General features: G+C 66.4%; 7 protein-coding genes. All 7 read left to right on the plus strand.

What is annotated here, in order from left to right:
• The first annotated feature begins 152 nt into the window (after positions 1-152).
• Complete coding sequence (locus ACQKPE_RS13510; RefSeq protein WP_427666529.1) at positions 153-1,664, plus strand: MFS transporter; 1,512 nt, start codon at positions 153-155, stop codon at positions 1,662-1,664.
• Between the two features lie 84 nt (positions 1,665-1,748).
• Positions 1,749-3,032, plus strand: coding sequence for a condensation domain-containing protein (locus ACQKPE_RS13515; RefSeq protein ID WP_427666531.1), 1,284 nt, complete (start codon positions 1,749-1,751; stop codon positions 3,030-3,032).
• Between the two features lie 58 nt (positions 3,033-3,090).
• A complete protein-coding gene (locus ACQKPE_RS13520) occupies positions 3,091-8,127 on the plus strand; it encodes a beta-ketoacyl synthase N-terminal-like domain-containing protein (RefSeq protein WP_427666533.1) in 5,037 nt (1,678 codons plus the stop codon).
• The gene (locus ACQKPE_RS13525; RefSeq protein ID WP_427666535.1) at positions 8,127-13,082 is read left to right on the plus strand and encodes an SDR family NAD(P)-dependent oxidoreductase; all 4,956 of its coding nucleotides are present in this window, start codon (positions 8,127-8,129) and stop codon (positions 13,080-13,082) included. The genes ACQKPE_RS13520 and ACQKPE_RS13525 overlap by 1 nt, the downstream gene beginning before the upstream one ends.
• A gap of 37 nt (positions 13,083-13,119) precedes the next feature.
• A complete protein-coding gene (locus ACQKPE_RS13530; RefSeq protein ID WP_427666537.1) occupies positions 13,120-16,380 on the plus strand; it encodes a non-ribosomal peptide synthetase in 3,261 nt (1,086 codons plus the stop codon).
• Positions 16,373-19,969 carry a beta-ketoacyl synthase N-terminal-like domain-containing protein gene (locus ACQKPE_RS13535; protein ID WP_427666539.1) on the plus strand — a complete coding sequence of 1,199 codons (3,597 nt, stop codon included), beginning with the start codon at positions 16,373-16,375 and terminating at the stop codon, positions 19,967-19,969. Before ACQKPE_RS13530 ends, ACQKPE_RS13535 begins: the two co-directional genes overlap by 8 nt.
• Positions 19,962-20,266 (plus strand): beta-ketoacyl synthase N-terminal-like domain-containing protein (locus ACQKPE_RS13540; RefSeq protein ID WP_427666541.1); only part of this gene is annotated, 305 nt, incomplete at its 3' end. The genes ACQKPE_RS13535 and ACQKPE_RS13540, both read left to right, overlap by 8 nt.

Below are 20,266 nucleotides of genomic sequence, written 5' to 3' on the forward strand. Positions count from 1 at the left end.
ACTGAATTTTTTGTTGGTCTGAATTTTCATGAGTCACATTTTTTAATATTTTGATTTTTTGCAATGTAACAGTTTCTCAACTAGGATCGGTGCTCTTGTTTCACAGTGGGCTGGCAATGATTGCCGGCTAACCACGGCAGGGAGAATGCCAAATGTTTTACGCTTATCGGCGATGGCTGGTATTGGCCGTTGTGTCTTTTGCGTTGTTGTTGGTGGCAATCGATATGACGGTGCTCTATATCGCGTTGCCTGTGCTTACCCATGCGCTCGGTGCATCGACCTCCGAGAAACTGTGGATCATCAACATGTATCCACTGGTGGTCGCCGGCTTGCTGCTGGGGGCGGGCACCCTGGGTGATCGCATTGGTCATCAGCGCCTGTTCGTCATCGGCCTGGCGCTGTTCGGCCTGGCCTCGTTGCTGGCAGCGTTCGCCCCGTCCTCCACCGCCTTGATCGTGGCCAGGGGCTTCCTTGGCGTCGGTGCGGCGGCGATGATGCCGGCCACGCTGGCCATCATCAGCCTGACCTTCGAGGATGAGCGCGAGCGCGGCGTCGCCATTGGTATCTGGACCTCCGTGGCCTCCGGCGGTGCCGCGATAGGGCCGCTGCTGGGCGGCGCGCTGCTGGAGCACTTCTGGTGGGGGTCGGTGTTCCTGATCAATGTGCCCATCGTCCTGGTGGCCTTGGTGCTGTCGTTGCGCTGGATCGACAATGCCCCGCAGGCCAACGCCAGCCCTTGGGACCTGGTGGGCTCGTTGCAGGCGATGGTCGGGCTGATCAGCCTGGCGTACCTGATCAAGGAGTTCGCCAAGCCCGAGCCCTCGCTGGTCGAGGCCCTGGTAGCCTTGCTCCTGTGCCTGGGGTTCGCCTGGCTGTTCGTGCGAGGGCAGCGCAAGCGTGGCTACCCGTTGATCGACGTGCAGATATTCCGCAGCCCGGCGTTTTCCTCGGCGGTCATTGCCAGCTTGGCGGCCGCGGGCTGTCTGATGGGGGTCAACCTGGTCCTGAGCCAGCGCTTGCAGTTGGTCGTCGGCCTTTCCCCCCTCGAGACGGGCCTTTATTTCCTGCCGCTTTCGCTGGGTGCGATCGTCGCCGGCCCACTCAGTGGCTGGCTGTTGCCCAAGGTACGTTGCGACCGGTTCCTGGTGCTGGCGCTGTTGATCTATGCCGCTGCCATCGGGTTGTTCATGTACAGCTTCAACCATGCGGTGGCGTTGCAACTGGCGTTGCTATTCGTCATGGGGGCCTGTGTAGGGGCGAGCATGACCGGCGCCTCCACCACCATCATGGCCAGCGCGCCCCCCGAGCGTGCGGGCATGGCGGCCTCCGCCGAAGAGATTTCCTATGAATTGGGTGGGGGGCTGGGTATCGCCTTCATGGGTAGCCTGATGGCAGCAGTATACAGCCGGTCCCTGGTCGTACCGGCCCAGGCCACCGACCCTGCGGGCCTGCGCGACGGTATCGACAGCGCACTGGCCAGCGCCGCGCAACTGCCGGGCCCATTGGGCGAGGAAATCAGCGCCAACGCCCGCGTGGCCTTCGACAGCGCGGTGTTCTCGGTGATGACCGCCACCATGGTGGTATTGGTGGTGGTAGCGCTGGTGGTGTTCTTGAACTTTCGAAGGTATTCGGCACTGTCGGCCGAACAGAAAGTTTCCTCTTAGTTAATCCAGAACTCTGCGTTCGACGTCATCCAAATGGATGACGTCGACTGTGGCTGCGTGCAACTTTTAAAAGGGAGGTGAGTCATGCGGCTGCTATTGGGCCAGTTGTATGATCAGCGAACGGCAGCGCAATTGGAAAGTTTCTACGTCGGTGAAGTATTGATTCCGCAAGAGCGGCTCAATCCGCTGTATCTGCGAGAAGCCGTCTGTTTCATCCTGCATAAGTACCCGGTGCTGCGCGCTAGTTTCACTCGGAACGAAGGAGAGTGGAACATGCACTTCCTGGCGCCGGATCAACTGCCAGGCGAGGTGGCATTCAGCGTACTTGACGAGGCCGCAGGCCTGTCGATCGACGCGCGGCTCCAGGCGGGTATCGATGCTCTGCTCGCGTCGCCGTCCATGACGCCACCCTTGATCCGCTATGTGTTGCTCGATGCCGAGCAGGCCGAGCGACAACGCCTGCTGGTGATCTTCCATCATCTGGTCTGTGACGGTATTTCCAGCCGTATCCTGTGGCGCGACATTTCCAGGGCCTACCGCGCGGCGGCCCAAGGCGAACCGTTGCCGACGGAAACCTGCGACAGCTACCCGGCGTTCGCCCAGGAGCTCGCTGAGCGCTATCGCGCCTTGCCTGCGGCGACGCAGCCATCGCCTGAGCCGCTGGCCGCGTTGGGCACCCTTGACCGGGTTGCGCATGAACTGTCCGGCAAGACCCTGGCCAGTACGCAGACCTGCCATTGCCTGCATTTGCAGGCGGCTGAGTTGCAAGCCTTGAGAGCCTGCGCGGCAGCCTGGCAGCTCAGCCTGAGCGACTGCCTGCTCGGGTGCTGGTTGCACGCGTTGAGCAGCGTCCAGGCGCAGGGTTCGGTAGACCTGATGATGTGGGTCAGCCCGCATTTCATTGGCGACTGGCACACACCTGTCGCCGAGTTGGTGGGCTCGGTGTCGTTCCCGTTACCGGTGCGCGTGAATTTGCAGGCTGGAGAAGGCCCACGCGAGGCGGCGCACGCGGCCGTGGCCCAAGTCCAGCAGGCAATGGCATCCGCGCAGGATTTCGCGATTCGGCATTTCAGCGGCGTGCCCGGTGCGCCGGTGCCGCCGCTTGCGGCTATCGGCTTCAACTTCATTTCGTCACCGCGCCCCAATGCCAACCTGATCGGCTACCAGCTCGCGCCCGAGCCACTACGCCTGGCGTCTGCAGAGCAACAGATGGCCCACCTGCCGTTGAGCTTCGAGGCCGAGATACATGCGCACACCTTGCGTATCACAGTGCTGGTATCGCCGCAGATGACGCATCGACTAGCGCTGGACGCCGTGATCGATCGGTTGTTCGGCCATGTGCAGTCAATGGCCACGACCTGCAACTGAGACTTAACGCCCCAACACCCTGAAAGGAATTCAGGGTGAACCTGATAGGGAAATGTGCATGAGTGCTGGATACGAGCAAGTACTGGCCATCGTGCTGACGCAACTGGCGTCGGCCTGTGGTGTGGAGCGGGTAGACGAGGAGCAGCGCCTGGGCAGCCTGGGCCTGGACTCGATCGAAGTGACCGGGTTGCTGGCCGCGCTCGGCGCGCAATTGGAGCGCGACCTCGACCCAACGCTGTTCTGGCGCTTCGCCACCCCCGCGCAATTGTGTCGCTACCTGTGCAGCCTGGAGGGCGGCGCTACCCAGGCACCGCGCCGCGCACCGGTCAATAGCACCCAGCCCGTGGCGGTGACCGGCTTGGCGTGTCGCTTCCCCGGCGCACGGGACAGCCTGGCGTTCTGGACGTTGCTCGAGAGCGGCGGCCAGGGGGTCGGCCCGTTGCCTGAAGGTCATTTTTCCGAGCGCCGGGAAAGCGGCTGGCATGTCGCCTTCGATGAGGTCGCAGGCTTTCTCGACAGTACCTGCGACTTCGACCACTCACGCTTCGGCCTGGGGGCGCACGAGGCCTCGCAGATGGACCCGCAGCAACGGCTGCTGTTGACCCTGGCCTGGGACGCCCTGGAGCAAGCCGGCATGCCACCTGCCACGTTGCGTGGGCAACGCGGCGGTGTTTATGTCGGGGCCATGTGGTCGGACTTCGCTCATCATGTCGCGCCGCAGCAGATGACCGCGCAGAGCGCCACGGGGCTGGACACCAGCATTCTCTCGGCGAGGATTTCCTTCACCTTGGGGCTCGATGGTCCGAGCATGACGGTCAATACTGCGTGTTCGTCGTCACTGGTGGCCGTGCACCTGGCCTGCCAGGCACTCAGGCAAGGGGAGTGCGATTTCGCCATCGTCGGTGGGGTCAATTTGTTGCTGGCGGCGCAGAGCTTCGAGGCCATGCGGCGCTTCGGCGGGCTGTCGCAAACCGCCACCTGCCATACCTTCGACGCTGCTGCCGACGGCTATGTCAGGGCCGAGGGCGCCGGGGTGCTGGTGCTGCGTCGACTACCCGAAGCGTTGGCGGCAGGCGCGTCGGTCTGGGGCGTGATCCGCGCCTCGGTGGTCAACAACAACGGTTTTCACAACAGCCTCACTGCGCCGTCGATGCACGCCCAGCAAGCGCTGCTGAACGAAGCCATTCGCCAGGCTGGCATCGCGCCCGCTGACGTCGAGTACCTGGAGGCCCATGGTACGGGCACCGCCATGGGCGACCCGATAGAAGCCAGCGCCATCGCCGCTGCCTATTGCCCGCGCGGTGCACGCCAGCAGGCGCTGCTGATCGGCTCGGTGAAGACCAACATCGGCCACAGTGAAGCCGCAGCAGGGATGGCCGGGTTGATCAAAGTGCTGCTGGCGCTGCAGCACGGGGCGATTCCCGCACACCTGAACTACCGCACGCCCAACCCGGCAATCGATTGGTCGCAATTGGCCTTGCAGCCAGTGCTGGAGCGCACGCGCTGGTCCTCGGCGCAGCCCCTGGCTGGCGTCAGTTCGTTTGGTTTCGGCGGCACCAATGCCCACGTCATCGTGGGTCGGCAATGGCCGGTCGACTCGCCCGAGGGCTTTGAACGTTCCGGCAATGCGCAGCCCTCGCTGGTGGTGCAGGCACCCGCCAGCAAGGCCAAGGGCGGTGTGCTGGTGTTTTCCGGGCAGGGCGCGCAGTGGCAGGGAATGGGCTTGCACCTGGCCCGCCTGGACCCGCTGTTCAGCGCCTGCATCGCCCGCTGCGACCGCGAGTTCATGAGCCTGGCAAGTTGGTCGTTGGCCGAGCGCCTGTATGACGCCGGGCAGGTGTTCGATGACGTGGAAGTGGCCTGGCCCTGTCATTTCGCCGTGCAGGTGGCGCTGGCCGAGGTGTGGATCGCCAAGGGCCTGCGGCCGCTCGCGGTGATCGGGCACAGTATCGGCGAGGTGGCCGCCGCCCATGTGGCGGGGGTGCTGAACCTGCGTGATGCCTTGCGGGTGAGTCTTGCTCAGGCGCGCTGGGCCGCAGGGCAACCGGGTGCCATGGCGCTGCTGGAGATGGGCTGGGAGCCTGCCCAGGCGTTGTTGCAGAGGCTGCAAGTGCCTGTGCAAGTGGCCATCCAGCATACCGAGGACGCGACCGTGATCACCGGCCCTGGCGCCGCGATCGCTGCGGTTGAGCAGTATTGCGAGCAGAGCAAGCTGCGTTTGCGCCGGGTTCGCTGCGACGTTGCCGTGCATGCCGGAAGCGATGAGCAGGGCTACCAGGCCCTGTGCGAGGCGCTCGAGGACATCGTACCGTGTAGCCCGCAGTTGCCGTTTCATGGCGCATGCGCCGGAGGGACCGGCGGCGGGCCTGCGAGCACCGCCTACTGGGCTGACGTGGTGGCACGGCCCGTGCGGTGGTTCGATGCGTTGCGCACGGCCTTGCAGCAGACCGAGGGTGTGCTGGTCGAGGTGTCCAGCCACCCGGTGCTGCTGCGCAGTTTGCGCGATGCCGCGCCGTCGCGAGGCGTGCTGGTCAGTGCCCGCCGTGGTTGGTGCGACGCCAGTGCCATGCAGCAAGGGCTGGACGAATGTTGTGAGGCTCAGGCCGCGCCGAGTGGCGCTGTGCAGGTGCTGCTGCTGTCAGGGCACAACCAGCAGGCCTTGCAGGCGCGCTGCGCGAGCATCGCAAGCTGGCTCGCGCAAGACACGCCGCCAAGCCTTGCAGACTGCGCCCAGGCGCTGCGCGAGGCTTGCAGCCATGAACGCCATCGCCTGGCCTTGGTGGTCGAGTCCCGCGAGCAGGCGCTGGTCGAGTTGCGTGCTGCCGCGCAGGCACCAGCGTGGGACAGCAAGGTCTGCGCTGCACCCTTGTTGCAAGTTCGCCGTCAGGCACCGCTTTCTGCCCGGCAACGGGATGCGCTGCTGGCCGTGCCAGCCTTCGCCAGCGGTTACGCACGGGTGTTGCAGGTGGCCCGCGAACTGGGCGTGGAGCCTGCCCGAGTGAAGGGCGTGGCGATGTACATCGGTTGCGCCGACTACCTGCGCAGCGAGGGCATGATGGTCTCGCGCTACGCGGTCGCAGGCATGGTCGGCAGCATCGAAGACCTCACCACAGGGCGGCTTGGGCTTGGCCTGCTGGTCCAGGGCATCCGCGACCTGGAGTGGGGCGAGGGGGAAAGCGAAGGCGACGATGATACCTTGCGCATCGAGGGCCTTACTGGCGAGACCATTGGACATCTGTGCTCGGCGCTGCTGGCCCGCGCCTACCAGGCGGGTGTGAGCGTGACAGCACGGCCCTCTACGCGTCAGCCACCTTTGTCGCTGCCAGCCGCGTATACGGCAACGCAGGTTTCGTCAGGCGGGCCGAGCCTTTATGGCATTGGCTGGCAAGAGGTCCAGTCTGAGCCGGGAGCTGCCCTTGACTCCAAGGGCCTGCTGGTGGTCGGGCCTGAACCGGCGTTGGCGGGCCTGCGCCACCATCCGAGCCTTGCCAACGCGCAATGGCACGTTCTGGAACAGTCCAGTGAGGGGGATGCTGATTATCGAACCTTCCTCGAGCTGCTCGACTGCACGCCCATCGAGCATCTGGTGTTGCTGGCCCAGCCAAACGCGGCAGGTGAGCACCTTGCTTGCGTCGTGCTGGGCTTGTTGCGGGCCCTGGCCAAGGCCCCGCGGTCGGCGATCACGGTGCATGTGCTGACCCACGCTGCGCAGCACCTGCCGAAGGACAGCGAAGTGTGCGTTGACGCCGCCCTGCTGTGGGGGCTGCTCAGGACTGCCCAATTGGAACTGGACGGCCAACGCTTGTGCGTGAGCGACCTGGGGCCACAGGTCGACAACGCGGACGGGGCAGTTGCCCAGGCGTTGCTGGCCAGCCTGGTGACGCCCATGACCCAATGCGCATGGCGCAAGGGCGTGCGTTATGTGCCGGTGCTGCAAGCCGCCACCGGACTGAGCGCCGCGACGCGCGCGGCACCTGCCGACGACATCGGTTTCCACCTGATCAGCGGCGGCCTGGGCGCACTAGGCCAGGCAATGTTGGGCTGGCGTATCGCTCAAGGCGAGCGGCGTTTCCTGCTGATAAGCCGAAGGCCGCCGAGCCCGCCTGTTGCCGAGGCGCTGGAGGCGTGGCGCCGACAAGGCGTGCAGATACGCGTCGAAACCTTCGACATCGCCGAGGCCAGGGCGCTGGACGATGCCGTGGCACGCACCGCGCAACAGCTCGGGCCGTTGTCCGCGATCACCCATGCCGCCGGGGTGCTGCACCCTGAGGCGCTGGCCACGATGACCCCGGCGAGCTTGAGCGTCGGGCTGCGTGCCAAACGCGAGGGCGCCTGGAACCTGCATCGGCTGAGCGAGCACTGGCCGGTACGGCGGTTCCTGCTGGTGTCGTCCGTCTCGAGCCTGTTCGGCTTCCCCGGCCACGCGGCCTATGCCGCTGGCAACGCCTACCTCGATGGCCTGGCCGAATACCGCATCAGCCAGGGCTTGCCTGCCACCAGCGTTGGCTTCGGGCCGTTCGCCGACGAAGGCTTGCTGGCGCACGAAGGCGCCGCGCAGGTGTTCGAGCACCTGCCGGCGATCGGCATGCAAGAAGCCTTGGCCTGCCTGGCGCACTGGCAGGCGCGCGATGGGTGCGTGGTGATCATGCGCTACCGCGGGCCGAGCGCATTGGCGCACGGCTTGCCCGCCTTGGCGGTGGGCGTCGAGGCGCTGGCCCAGGCCGGTGACCGCCATGGGCAACTCTGCGCCATCGTCGGCCGCTTCGTGGCGGCCCTGTTGCAAGTGCCCGTGGAATCGATCGCCCAGGACGCCCCCCTGAGCGAGCTGGGCATCAGCTCACTGTTGGGCGTTGAAATTCGCAACCGTCTACAGGCCGAGTTGCAGGTGCACATGCCCGCCACCGTGCTGTGGAACTACCCCACCATCACGGCGCTGGCGACCTACCTGGAGTCGCTGTTGTGGCCTCTGGAAGAGGGCCTGCAAGGTCGCTCGGAACGGATCGATGCGCCCGACGAGGACGATGACGCGTTGATGGCGGAGCTGCTCAGGGAGCTGGCCACGATCAAGGATAAATTCAGTGGAGACCTGCATTGATGGAACGATCGAACAAGCCCGATAGCGCATCGGCATTGCAGCAAGCGCTCGTCAGTGTTCGCCAGCTCAAAGCGGCCCTGCAGCGCCATGAAGAGCCCATTGCCATCGTTGGTGCAGCCTGTCGTCTGCCGGGCGCCGATTCGCTGGCGGCGTATTGGTCGCTGATGACGCAACAGCGCGATGCCATCGAGGAAGTGCCCAGCGCACGCTGGAGCAACACGCAGTTCTACGACCCCGACCCCATGGCCGCCGGCAAGCTCAGCACGCGCTGGGCGGGCGTGATCGACGAGCGCGCGTTCGATGCCGGGTTCTTCGGCATCAGCGATGTCGAGGCCGAGCATATGGATGCCCAGCAGCGCATCTTCCTCGAGGTCGCCTGGGAAGCCCTGGTGCACGCCGGGCAAACCCGTGAACGCCTGCGCGGCAGCCAGACCGGCGTGTATGTCGGGGTGGTGAACTACAACGATGGTTACGCACGGCGGCTGTTCGACGATATCGAGCGGGTCAATGCCTTCAGCGGCCCGGGCGTGTCCAACAGCGTGCTGGCCGGGCGGCTGGCGTACCTGTTCGACCTGAAGGGCCCGTGCCTTGCGATCGATACCGCTTGCTCTTCATCGTTGGTTGCCGTGCATCAGGCCTGCCAGAGCCTGCGCAACAGCGAATGCGAGCAAGCCATCGCTGGCGGTGTGAACCTGGTACTGAGCCCTGATTTCACCGTGGCCACCTCGCGCATGGGCCTGATGGCCGCCGACGGGCGCTGCAAGCCGTTCGACGAGCGCGCCGATGGCATCGTGCGCAGTGACGGCTGTGGGGTGATCGTGCTCAAGCGCCTGAGCGACGCCCGGCGTGATGGCGACCAGGTGCTGGCGTTGATCCAGGCCTCGGCGGTCAACCAGGACGGCCGCACCAATGGCATGACCGCACCCAATGGCCTAGCCCAGGAAGCCCTGCTGCGTGGGTTGCTGGCCCGGGCAGGGCTGAGCGCCGACAGCCTGGGCTATGTCGAGACGCATGGCACCGGGACGAAACTGGGCGACCCCATCGAGGTGACAGCCTTGGCCAATGTGCTGGGGCGCCGGGCGCAAGCGGCTCGCTGCCTGGTCGGCTCGGTCAAGGGCAACATCGGCCACTGCGAGGCAGCCGCCGGTATCGCGTCGTTGATCAAGACCGTGTTGTGCCTGCAACACCGGAGCGTACCGGGCTTTGCCGACCTCAGGTCGTTGAACCGTCACATCGATGCACAAGTGCCCCTGGCGTTCCCGCAAACCCACCAGCCCTGGCCAACTGCCGATGGCACGCCGCTGTATGCGTTGGTCAGTTCGTTCGGCTGGTCCGGTACCAATGCCCAGGTGATTCTCGGCAGCGCGCCCCAGGACGCGGCAACGGTGATGACAGCACCGCCGACTGGCTCGGCGCAGAAGCTCGCACTGGTGTTTTCGGGGCAGGGCAGCCAGTGGCCGGGCATGGTCGACCAGCTGTTGGCGCAGGACGAGGTGTTCCGCGACAGCCTGCAACGCAGCGAGGCGATCATCCAGCGTCTGGATGGCTGGTCACTGCTGCGGGCGATTGCCGCCCAGAGCGAGACGGACCTTGCGCAGACGCGTTGGGCACAACCCTGTGTGGTGGCGATCCAACTGGCGTTGTTCGACATGCTGCTGAGTTGGGGCGTGGAACCTGCGGCAGTCGCTGGGCACAGCATCGGCGAGCTCTCCGCTGCCTGTTGCGCAGGGATCTTGAGCCGCGAGCAAACCTTGCAGGCGGCGTTGGCGCGTGGGCGCTGCATGGCGAAGCTGCATGGGCAAGGCAGCATGCAGGCGTTGCTGGCCCCCATGGAAACGGTCGAGCAGGTACTGGCCGACTGCCCTGGTGCCTCGGTTTCTGCCTTCAACAGCCCCGGAGCCAGCATCGTTTCGGTTGCGGCGGGCGCATTGACGCAGTTCCGGTCGTGTTGCGCCGCCGCCGGGGTCGAGGCCATCACGGTCAATGAGCACTACCCGTTCCACTGCGCGTTGCTCAACCCGCTGGAGCATGAATTGCTGGCGGCCTTCGGGCCGCTGAGTCACGGGCAGGCGCTGCTACCCTTCGTTTCGTCCAGCCATGGCCAGGATGAGGCGCAATTGCCTGACGATGCTGGCTACTGGGTACGCAATGCCTTGCGTCCAGTGCGCTTCGACCTGGCTATAGCGCGGCTGGCCGAGCTGGGTTGCGAAACCTTCATCGAACTGGGGCCGCATGCGTCGCTGGTCCAGCACATCCAGCGCTGCTTGGGCGTCTCCCACCCTGGCCTGCGGGCCATGGCGGTGCTCAATCGGCACAAGCCCTTGCAGCAATCGCTCAACGCCCTGCGGGCGGGGTTGCATGAGGCGGGGCATGCGCTGGCTGCGAACCTGGATGACGCGACCCGACATCACACCTGGCAGCACTCGTACTTCGCGCTGCCCAGCCTGGCCGTGGCCAAGGCGCCGCCAGCGCAAGGGCTTACCGGGCGTCTGCGGGACAACGATGGCGCACACCGCCGGCTGTTCGAGGCGAGCTGGCAGGGGGCAGGGCTGTTGGCCGACCATTGCCTGTTCGACCGCGTGGTGGTGCCGGGCGCCTTGCACCTGGGCGTGATCGCCACCCAGGCCATGCGCAGCTTGCAGATGTCTGCGGTGTGCATCCGCGATGTGCGTTTCCTGCGGCCCCTGCTGATGGCGCAGGGCGCGCAGTGCGATATCCGTATCGAATGGTCCGCTGCGGGAGGTGAGGGCGAGTATCAGGTGGCTGTGTCGGCAAACGCCGAGGGGACCACGCAGGTGCTCTCCAGTGGTACGGCGCTGCCGGTGGCCGCGTCGTCGGGCGAAGCGCTTCCTGCCATGGGGGCCGCCGCCCAACCCTTGGACGCTGTGGCGTTCTATGCACGTGCCCGTGCCAATGGCTTGCAGCTGGGGCCATTGTTCCGTCGGATCGCTACGATGCACCTCGACGAACATGCGCAGCTCATGCAAGTGCAACTGTTGGCCAGCAGCGAGGTCGCGCAGGGCGAGGGTCTGGTGCTCGACCCCGGCATGCTCGATGCCTGTTTCCAGGCGTTGTTCGCAGGCTATTGGCAGCAGTGTCCGCAGATGGCGTTGTACATTCCCCTGGCGGTCGAGGAGATGACCCTCTACACCGCGGTTGAAGGGGCGTTGACCGCGATCATCCGCCTGACCACCAAGGTTTTCGACCCGGACACCCAGATCCTCCAGGGTGACATCCTGTTGCAGGATGACCAGGGGCGTCAGGTGGCGTTCCTGCGCAACGTCCAGCTCAAACGCGCCCAGCGTGGCGCATTGCTCAGTGCCGAACACGGCATTGCCACCCAGGTTTGCCGCTTGGCCTGGCGTGAGCGAGCGACACCTGCGCCTACGGCCGACAGCGCCTTGCCTGTGGTGTTGGACGACGAGCCCTTGGCAGGCCTGCTCGCGTCCCGGCTCGTGCAGGCCGGGCGGCTCCTGGCAAACCATGCCAACCCGTCGGCGCAGCCCGCGCAGTGGGTCGATACCGGCGGGCAAGGCCTTGGCCCGGTCCAGGATTGGTCGCAGGCACTCGGTGAGCGTTTGCAGCGACTGCGACACCTGTGCCTGCACCTGGATGCCAGCGCCACCGAGCCGGTGCACTTGAGCGTGGTGACCCGAGGCGCTCACGATCCCGAGGCCGGTGACAACCACCTGTTGGGGGCGGCCACCCTGGCGGTGCTGCGGGTGATCGCCAGTGAATTCCCGAACGTTCGTTGCCAGGCCATCGACCTGCCTGCGCAGTGGCCCCCAGCTCCGGAAGACCTCGACACCTTGGTGGTATTGCTGGGGCAACACCCTGCGGCGAATGCGCTGCGCGTGGCTGGCGGGCAGGTGTACGAGCAGGTCGTGGAACCGTTGGCGGACGAACCGGCCCAGGCGCTGCCGGTCCAGCCTGATGGCCGCTACCTGGTCACCGGTGGCTTCGGTGACACCGGGCAGGCGCTGCTCCAGGCCCTGGTCGCGCGTGGCGCACGCCAGGTCACGCTGATGGGGCGTAGCCGCCCACCGCAGCCGTTGCTCGAAGCAGCCAGGCGCTTGAACCAGGAAGGCGTGGAGGTGCACCTGTTCCAGGGCGACCTGGCCAGTGCCGCCGATGTCGAGGCGTTGATGCGTCACGTGCAGCGCAAAGGGCAGCCTGTGGTGGGCGTGCTGCATCTGGCTGGCGTCGTCGAAGATGGCTTGCTGTCTCGCTTGGACCCACAGGCGGTGCAGCGGGTGCTGGCGCCCAAGGTCAATGGCACGCTCAATTTGCACGCCGCCCTGCAGGGTCAGCCGCTACAATGGTTCGTCGCCTTCTCGTCACTGTCGGCCTGCATTGGCCTGGCAGGGCAGTCCGCCTACGCGGCGGCCAATGCCTTCGTTCAGGCCTTCATGGCCCAGCGCCAGGGTGCCGGCCAGGTGGGCCACGCCATCGCCTGGGGGCCATGGGCAGCGGGCATGACTGCGCGCCTCTCGCTGGAACACCAGCAACACCTTCAGGCGCTGGGGCTTGGGCAGATGCAAACCGACGAGGTGGTGCGTTGGGCCTTGGCTGGCGGTCAAGTTACGCCGCAGGCGACGACGATCATTGCCAAAGCGCTGCCTGGCACCTTGGACAAAAGGTTGAGCTTGCAAGGGCGGGCGGCGCCCACCGCGCATGCGGATGAAAGCCTGGGCGACCCGGTGGCACTGCAAGGCAGCCCCGATCAACTACGCGCCGCGATGACCCGCCTGGTGATCGAAGAGCTGAGCGGTACCGCGCGTAACGCAGCGCTGGCCGGCGACACCCCCCTGGCGGGGTTGGGCCTGGATTCGCTGGGTGCAGTCGCCATTGTCCAGCGTATTCGCCAACGCACCGGCAAGACCCTGCCGATTACCGCGTTCTTCGACAGCCCCACACTGGATGACGTGGTGGCCAAGCTGCTGGTCCATGCCTGAAGCGAACACGGCCCATTACAAGGAGTTTGTACCGTTCATGGATACTTCGAAAACACTGGCGACACGCTTGACCCCGCAGGAGCGTGCGCAATGGTTGATGGCGCGGATGCAGCCGCAAGACACGCGCTACAACATCGGCCTGGCCATTCGCATCGACGGTGACCTGCAACGCCAGGCGCTGCATTTTGCCTGGCAGCGCCTGGTGGCAGGCCACGAGATTCTGCGCACTACCTATCCCGGCGACGCTGGCGTGCCCGTGGCGGTCTGCGCCCCAGGTTTGCAAGCGCCGCTGTCGTTCTTCGATGACCCAGGCCTTGACGACATGGCCCTCAAGGCGAGCACCGACGCCTGGTTCGACTCGCCCTTCGACCTGGCCCATGGCCCTTGCCTGCGCCTGGGGTGCTTCGCCCGAGGTGCGGGCAGCCAGGTGCTGGTGCTGTGCGCGCACCACATCATCGCGGACTTCACCTCCCTGGGCCTGCTGCTCGATGAGCTGGAGGCGCTCTACCTGGATGAGATCGGCAGCGAAGCCGAGCACTGGCGCGACACGCCCATGCCGTTTGGCGACTACCGTCGCCAGGTGTGTGCGACAGCTGACGGGCAGCCCAGTGCAAGCCAGGCGCATTGGCTGCACTACCTGGAAAACGCCCCTGCGCCACTCGAATGGCCGGACCACTGGCGCCAGGGCGGCAGCGGTGTCGCCAGCCACTACCTGACCCTGGACGGCGAGCGCCTGCGTGGGGTCAGGCGCTGGGTGGAGAACACCGGGGCGTCGCTGTACGCGGTGGTCCTCGCGACCTGGGCGGTGGCGGTCAGCAGGGCGTGCGCGCAGCCGCAGATCATGGTCGGCATGCCCATGTCGATGCGTGACTCAGCGTCTGCTCGCACCCTGGGCAGCCTGTTCAACGTGCTGCCCTTGCGGGTCTGTGCGCAGGGGTCGCTGCAGGCGTTGATACGGGCCATCCGCAATGACCTGCACAGGGCGCTGGACCACCGTGACTTCGACCTCGGCGCCGCACTGGAAACCCTGGTGCTGCCCCGGCCCGAGGGGCGCAACCCGCTGTTCCAGACCACCGTCAACCTGCTTGGCCAGGCCGAGCACTCGCGCTGGCTGGCCTTGCAGATGGCGGGTGCGGATGCCCAGGCCGGTTGGGCAGGGCTGCGTGCCGCGCCCTGGCCGCTGGCGCAACAACAAGGGCAGGTGGATATCGCCCTGGAACTGGTCGATGCACACGAGCGCTTGCGCTGCGTGATCAAGGCCGATCAGCGGACGTTTTCCGCCTCGGGCCTTGAGCGCTTCGCCGCGCACTGGCTGGCCACCGTCGATGCATTGATGGGGGCGCAAGGTGATGTCGATTGCGCCGCCCCTGCGGCCTGCGAGGCCGACTACAACAGTGTCCCCGGGCCGCTGAACAGCCTGCCCAGCGCGAGCGCGCCTGCGCCCACGCTGGTGGCCTGGTTCGATAGGCAGGCAAGCCGGTACCCCGACGCGCCTGCGCTGCGCGACGAGGCGGGTGCCCTGGATTACCGCGGCACCCAGGCCCGCAGCGTGAAACTTGCCCGGCACCTGGAAACGCTCGGCGTGGTGCCGGGCGACCGGGTCGGCGTGCTGCTCGCCCCCGGCATCGATGCGTTGCTGGCGATGCTCGCGGTGATGCGCGCGGGGGCTGCCTATGTTCCCCTGGACCCCAGCCTGCCGAGCGAGCGCCTGGCACTGATCGTACGCAGCTCGGCAATCGCCGTGGTGGTCGCCGACGGCCAGTTGCCGTTGCTCGACGAGCTGGGTGTGCGTGGCTGCCAGGTAGGCGCCTGCACCCACGACGACCTGACGGCCGCGTTGCCGTTGTTCGACCGCAGCACGCCCGATACCTGTGCCTACAGCGTGTTCACCTCCGGCTCCACCGGCCAACCCAAGGGCATCGATGTGGCCCAGGCCAATGTGGTGGCGTTGCTCGCATCGATGTACCACGCGCTGCAGATGCCGGAGCAGTTGCTCTGGAGCTGGTCGCATGCCGCCAGCTTCGACCTGTCCGTCTGGGAAATCTGGGGCGCGCTGTGTTCAGGCGGGTGCCTGCTGGTCATTCCGTCCAGCGTTCGCTCGCGTCCTGACGTGCTGCTCGAATGGCTGATCCGGCATCAGGTCGGGGTGATCACCCAGACGCCTTCCGGGCTACGGCAGTTGTCGGCGGACTTCCTCCAGCATTCGTCGCGGCTCGTCGCGCAGCACTGGGTGGTGTGTGGCGAAGCCTTGCCCGGCGCGGTGGCCCGGCAGTACCTGAGCGACCGTTGGGCCTTGTGGAACCTCTACGGCCCGGCGGAAACCACGGTGTTCGCAACCCTGGAGCGGGTGACGCCAGCGCTTGCCGATGAGGCGATCGTTCCCATCGGCCGGCCACTGTCATTGGCCACGGTGTACCTGCGCGAGGGTGAAACCTGCCCTGCCAAGGGGACGCTTGGCGAAATCGTGATCGGCGGGGCAGGGGTATCGCTGGGGTATGTCGGGTTGGCGCAGCAGAACCGCGAACGCTTCATCGTCGACCCTTATCGCCAGGACGCGATCGCCTACCGCACCGGCGACTTGGGGTATTGGGACGGCGAGCGCCTGCGTTTCGCTGGCCGGATCGACGAGCAGGTCAAGTTCAATGGCTACCGCATCGAGCTGGGCGAAATCGAGCGGTGCCTGGAGGCATGTGCAGAAGTACGCCAGGCGGCGGTGCTGCTGGAAGAGGTGGATGGGCACATGCGCCTGGTGGCGCTGGTGAGCTGCCATGACGCGGTCGCAGGCTTCGACGAAAAAGCGCTGCGCGAGTACCTGCGAGGCAAGTTGCCAGGCTACATGCAGCCCACCCGCGTACTGCCGGTGGCGCAGCTGCCGCTGAACCGGCATGCCAAGCTCGATCGCAAGGCCGCACGCCACCTGCTCGAGACCCTTGTGCCCAGTACCGCCGCTGCAGTGGCCGATGTCGATGGCTGGCGCGAGCGGGTCGTGGCTATCTGGGCATCCGTGCTGGGGCGTCCCGAGGTGGGGCTGGACGATGCATTCTTTGACCTGGGCGGTAATTCGATGGCCCTGCTCGAAGTGCATGCCCAACTGCAACGCTGGCCCGAGGCGCAGCACCTGCGCCCCTCCGACCTGTTCCGCTGGGTGACGCCGAGAATGCTGGCCAACGCCCTTCAAGGCGATGCCGTCGTCACGGCCGAGGCCGCGCCCGTGGGGCTGGCTCGGCGCAGCGCTGCATTGCAGCGGCGCAGGCAACTGACCGAGGCGAACCTCGCCGAAGGGGGCCGCCATGAATGACCAGGCCATCGCCATCATTGGCATGAGCTGCCGCCTGCCCGCAGCGCGCGACGCACAGGCGCTGTGGCGCAACTTGCTGGCCGGCAAGGTCTGCTCCACCCGTTACGACGCGGCGCAATTGCGGCGCATGGGGGTAAGCGATGCCTTGATCGACGACCCAGCCTTCGTGCCCGTCGATGCGCGGCTGGCCGATGCCGACCAGTTCGACCCCGAGTTCTTCGCCATGAGCCAGCGCGAGGCGCAATTGCTCGACCCGCAGCATCGCCTGCTGCTGGAGTGCGCCTGGGAGCTGACCCAGACCACCGGCCTGGGCAACCCGCTGCGTCGCCCACGCATCGGCCTGTTCGCCGGCTGTTCGCTCAATACCTACCTGCTCAATGTGATCGGCGGTGAGTGCGACCTGATGTCGGCGGCCGGTACCGAGCGGATGCTGGCCAACGACAAGGACTACATGACCGCTCGCGTGTCCTACAAGTTGGGGCTGGAGGGGCCGAGTGTCAGTGTCCAGACCGGCTGTTCGTCTTCGTTGAGTGCTGTGCACCTGGCGGTCAACAGCCTGCTGCTGGGCGAGTGTGAGATTGCCTTCGCCGGCGGCGTCTCGTTTCATGCCTTGGCCCGCCCCGGCTACCTCTATCAACCGGACCTGATGTTCTCCCGCGACGGCAGTTGCCGACCGTTCGACGCCCAGGCCAGCGGCACCTTCTTCGGCGATGGCGTGGGCCTGGTGGCCCTGCGGCCGTTGGAAGATGCCTTGCTGGCCGGTGACAGCATCCGGGCGGTGATCCTCGGTTCGGCAGCGAACAACGACGGTGCCGGGCGCGCCGGATTCACCGCGCCAGGGGTCGACGGCCAGCGACAACTGATTCTCCAGGCGCTGGCGCTGGCCCAGGTCGATGCCCAGTCCATCGGCATGATCGAGGCCCATGGCACCGCAACCTCGCTGGGCGACCCGGTGGAGTTCGATGCCCTGTGCCAGGCCTTCGCGCAGCACACCGAGCGCCAGGGCTTCTGTGCACTGGGCTCGATCAAGGCCAACGTGGGGCACCTGGCCGCTGCGGCAGGCTTTGCCGGCCTGGCTCGCGGGGTGTTGTCGGTGAGCCATGGCTGTATCCCGCCTCACCCTACCTTCGAACGTGCCAACCCGGCCTGCGACCTGGCGCGCAGCCCATTCCTGATCAATACCCGGCCGATGGAATGGCTTCAGGCGCCGGTGCGCCGCGCTGGGGTGAGTTCGTTCGGGGCTGGTGGCAGCAACGTCCACCTGGTGCTCGAGCAGGCACCTGCGCGGCCTGTTCAGGTGGCCCTGGGGCAACCGCAGGTGGTGGTGCTCAGCGGGCGTGACCAGGCGGATGTGCATACCGTGGCCGATGCCTTGGCCGAGCAGGTGGCTCGAGAGCCGGGCCTTGCGCTCGAACAGGTGGCCCGTGGTTTTGCCGAGGGGCGTGCCAGCCTTGCGTGGCGTGCGGTGCTCGAGGTTAGCGACCTGGCGCAGTTGAGGCATGAGGTGCAGGCGCGGCGTTTTCGTGTGACGAAGGTGCACGCCGAGCCGCGATCGCTCTGCATTGCAGTGAACGAGTCACTGATGCAGGCCATGGCGCAAGAGCCCGGCTATCAGCTTTGCCTGCGCCAATCGCCTGACCAGGGCCAGGCGCGCCTCGAGGCATTGGCGCGTTTTCTCGGGCAACTGCTGCCTGGGCACGTGCTGGTGTTCGCCTTGGAGGCGTCTGACAGCGTCCTCGATGTGGACCTGCCTCGCGCCGATGAGCACCCTCAAGCCGACGCGCTGCTCGACCTCAACACCTGTGGGCACTCCCTGCGTGCGGGGTTGGGGCGCTTCTGGGCGCAGGGTGGCCGGGTGGACTGGGCGCTGCTTCGCGCTGGCCGTCTGGTGGCCCAGCGCGAGCTACCGTTCGCCCCCTTGCGGCCAAGGCGTTGCTGGTTCACCCCGCAGGCGCCCAATGAAGTCGCTGCACCGCACCGCGCGACAGTGTATGTGGAGCAGTGGGCTCAGCAGGGGCTGCTGCACGGCTTCGCCTCAACCCAGGTGCCGGAAACCCTGCAACTGCTGGGCGCCAGCCAAGGCCTGCGCCAGGCGTTGCGCGACGCCCTGGGGCGCAAGGGTGTGCGCACCATGGATGACGACCTGGGCGTGGCCAGCGACGCACGGGTGATCTGGTTGCTCGACGAGCGGGCGGCCGAGCTGGACGCGCCGAGCTTGGCGTGGCGCGTGTGCGAGCAGGTCAGGCAGTTCATAGAACAGGGCCGCGAGGCGCTAGAGCTGGTGCTGATTGGCGCAGGCTTCGTCGACCCGCTGGCGGCAGGCAACGTGCGAGTGGGCGCCAGTGCGGCGCTGGCCTGCGTGGCGGCCATCGGTCATGAACACCCGGCGCTGAACATCCGTGTCGTCGATGTGCCTGCGACGCTGCTCGATGAGCCAGGCCAGGCCCAAGACCTGGCCGAGGTGGTGCTGCGCAGCCGCGCATTGCCACGGCTCTGCGCCTTGCGCTCTGGGCATGTCTGGACGCGTGAGCACGAGGTGCTGCCTGTGCTTGCAGGCACATCCGAGGGCGATGGGCCGCTGGTCTGCCTGGTCAGCGGTGGGCTGGGTACGGTGGGCTTCGGCATGGCCAGCTACCTGGCCCGTCACCACGGCGCCGACCTGGTGCTGGTGCAACGGCCGGACTCGGGCGACAGCGCCCGCCGCCAACTGCGTCAGCAACGCTTGCAGGCGCTGCGTGACCTGGGGGTACGGGTAGATGTGGTCGACGCCGACATCACCGAGCGCGATGCCCTGTTCGCGGCGCTCGCGCAGTTGCAAGTCGAAGGCGTCGAGCCCAATGCCTTCGTGCATGCGGCCGGGCCGTCGGGCAACCTCACCCAGCAATGGTTGATGCGTTCGACGGCGCAGCAGTGGCAAACGCTGCTGGCCGCCAAATGGCAAGGTGCCTGCCTGCTGCATGAGTGGTTCAGCGACCGGCCGACGCGTTTTGGCTGCTTCGTTTCCTCGTTGGCCGTGCTGGCGGGCGGACTGGGCCTTGCGCCCTACGCGGCGGCCAACGAAGCGTGTGCCTACTGGCACCATCGCGGCAGCACGCAGAGGCCTTATTTCGCCATCGACTGGGATGGCTGGGAGGGCTGGGAACACAGCGAAGGCTTCATCTATGGCGAAGGTCGTGGCACTGGGCTGGCCGCCGCCGAGGTCGAGCAGGTACTCACTGCTATTTTCTCGGCTCTGGGGCGCTATCGCCGTTTCATCGTTTCAAGCACGCCGCTGGCGGCACGTCTGAACCCTGGTGCTCAGGCCGCCGTGGTAGCGGCAACGGCGCAGCCGAACAAGCAATTGTGCGACGTCGAGGCAATGACGCAAGTGTGGCAACAGGTGTTGCACGGCCAGGTCACTGCCGAGGCCAATTTCTTCGACCTGGGCGGCGACTCGCTGGTCGGCAGCGAGCTGATCCGGCAGGTCAATCTGCGCTTTGGCGTGAGCTTGTCGATGGTCGATCTGTTCGAGTTTTCCAACGCCCGCGCACTGGCCGCGCAGGTGGTGGCACGCCAGGGTGAAGCCAGGGAAGGAGATGAGCATGAATAACCTCGATGACATCGCGGTGGTCAGCATGGCCGGGCGTTTTCCCGGCGCTGAAGATTGCGACGCGCTGTGGCAGGCGATCTGCGAGGCGCAAGAGCTGGTAGAGACGTACCCAACGACGCAACGGCCCGATGATGGCGACGGCGTGTTCGTGCCACGTGGGGCGTTTCTCCACGCACCGGAGCAGTTCGACGCTGGCGCGTTTCGCTACACCCCCCGCGAGGCCTCGCGCATGGACCCGCAACAGCGCCAATGCCTGGTGCTGTGCCAGGCTGCGTTGCACGCGGCGGGGTATCGGTC

This window comes from Pseudomonas sp. NPDC089554 (genome assembly GCF_050280645.1).
In the GTDB taxonomy this organism is placed as follows: domain Bacteria; phylum Pseudomonadota; class Gammaproteobacteria; order Pseudomonadales; family Pseudomonadaceae; genus Aquipseudomonas.

What these genes read in the sequence shown, in the direction of transcription:
- ACQKPE_RS13510 (WP_427666529.1), top strand. Translation starts at nt 153, where the DNA reads ATGTTTTACGCTTATCGGCGATGGCTGGTATTGGCCGTTGTGTCTTTT.
- ACQKPE_RS13515 (WP_427666531.1), top strand. Translation starts at nt 1,749, where the DNA reads ATGCGGCTGCTATTGGGCCAGTTGTATGATCAGCGAACGGCAGCGCAA.
- ACQKPE_RS13520 (WP_427666533.1), top strand. Translation starts at nt 3,091, where the DNA reads ATGAGTGCTGGATACGAGCAAGTACTGGCCATCGTGCTGACGCAACTG.
- ACQKPE_RS13525 (WP_427666535.1), top strand. Translation starts at nt 8,127, where the DNA reads ATGGAACGATCGAACAAGCCCGATAGCGCATCGGCATTGCAGCAAGCG.
- ACQKPE_RS13530 (WP_427666537.1), top strand. Translation starts at nt 13,120, where the DNA reads ATGGATACTTCGAAAACACTGGCGACACGCTTGACCCCGCAGGAGCGT.
- ACQKPE_RS13535 (WP_427666539.1), top strand. Translation starts at nt 16,373, where the DNA reads ATGAATGACCAGGCCATCGCCATCATTGGCATGAGCTGCCGCCTGCCC.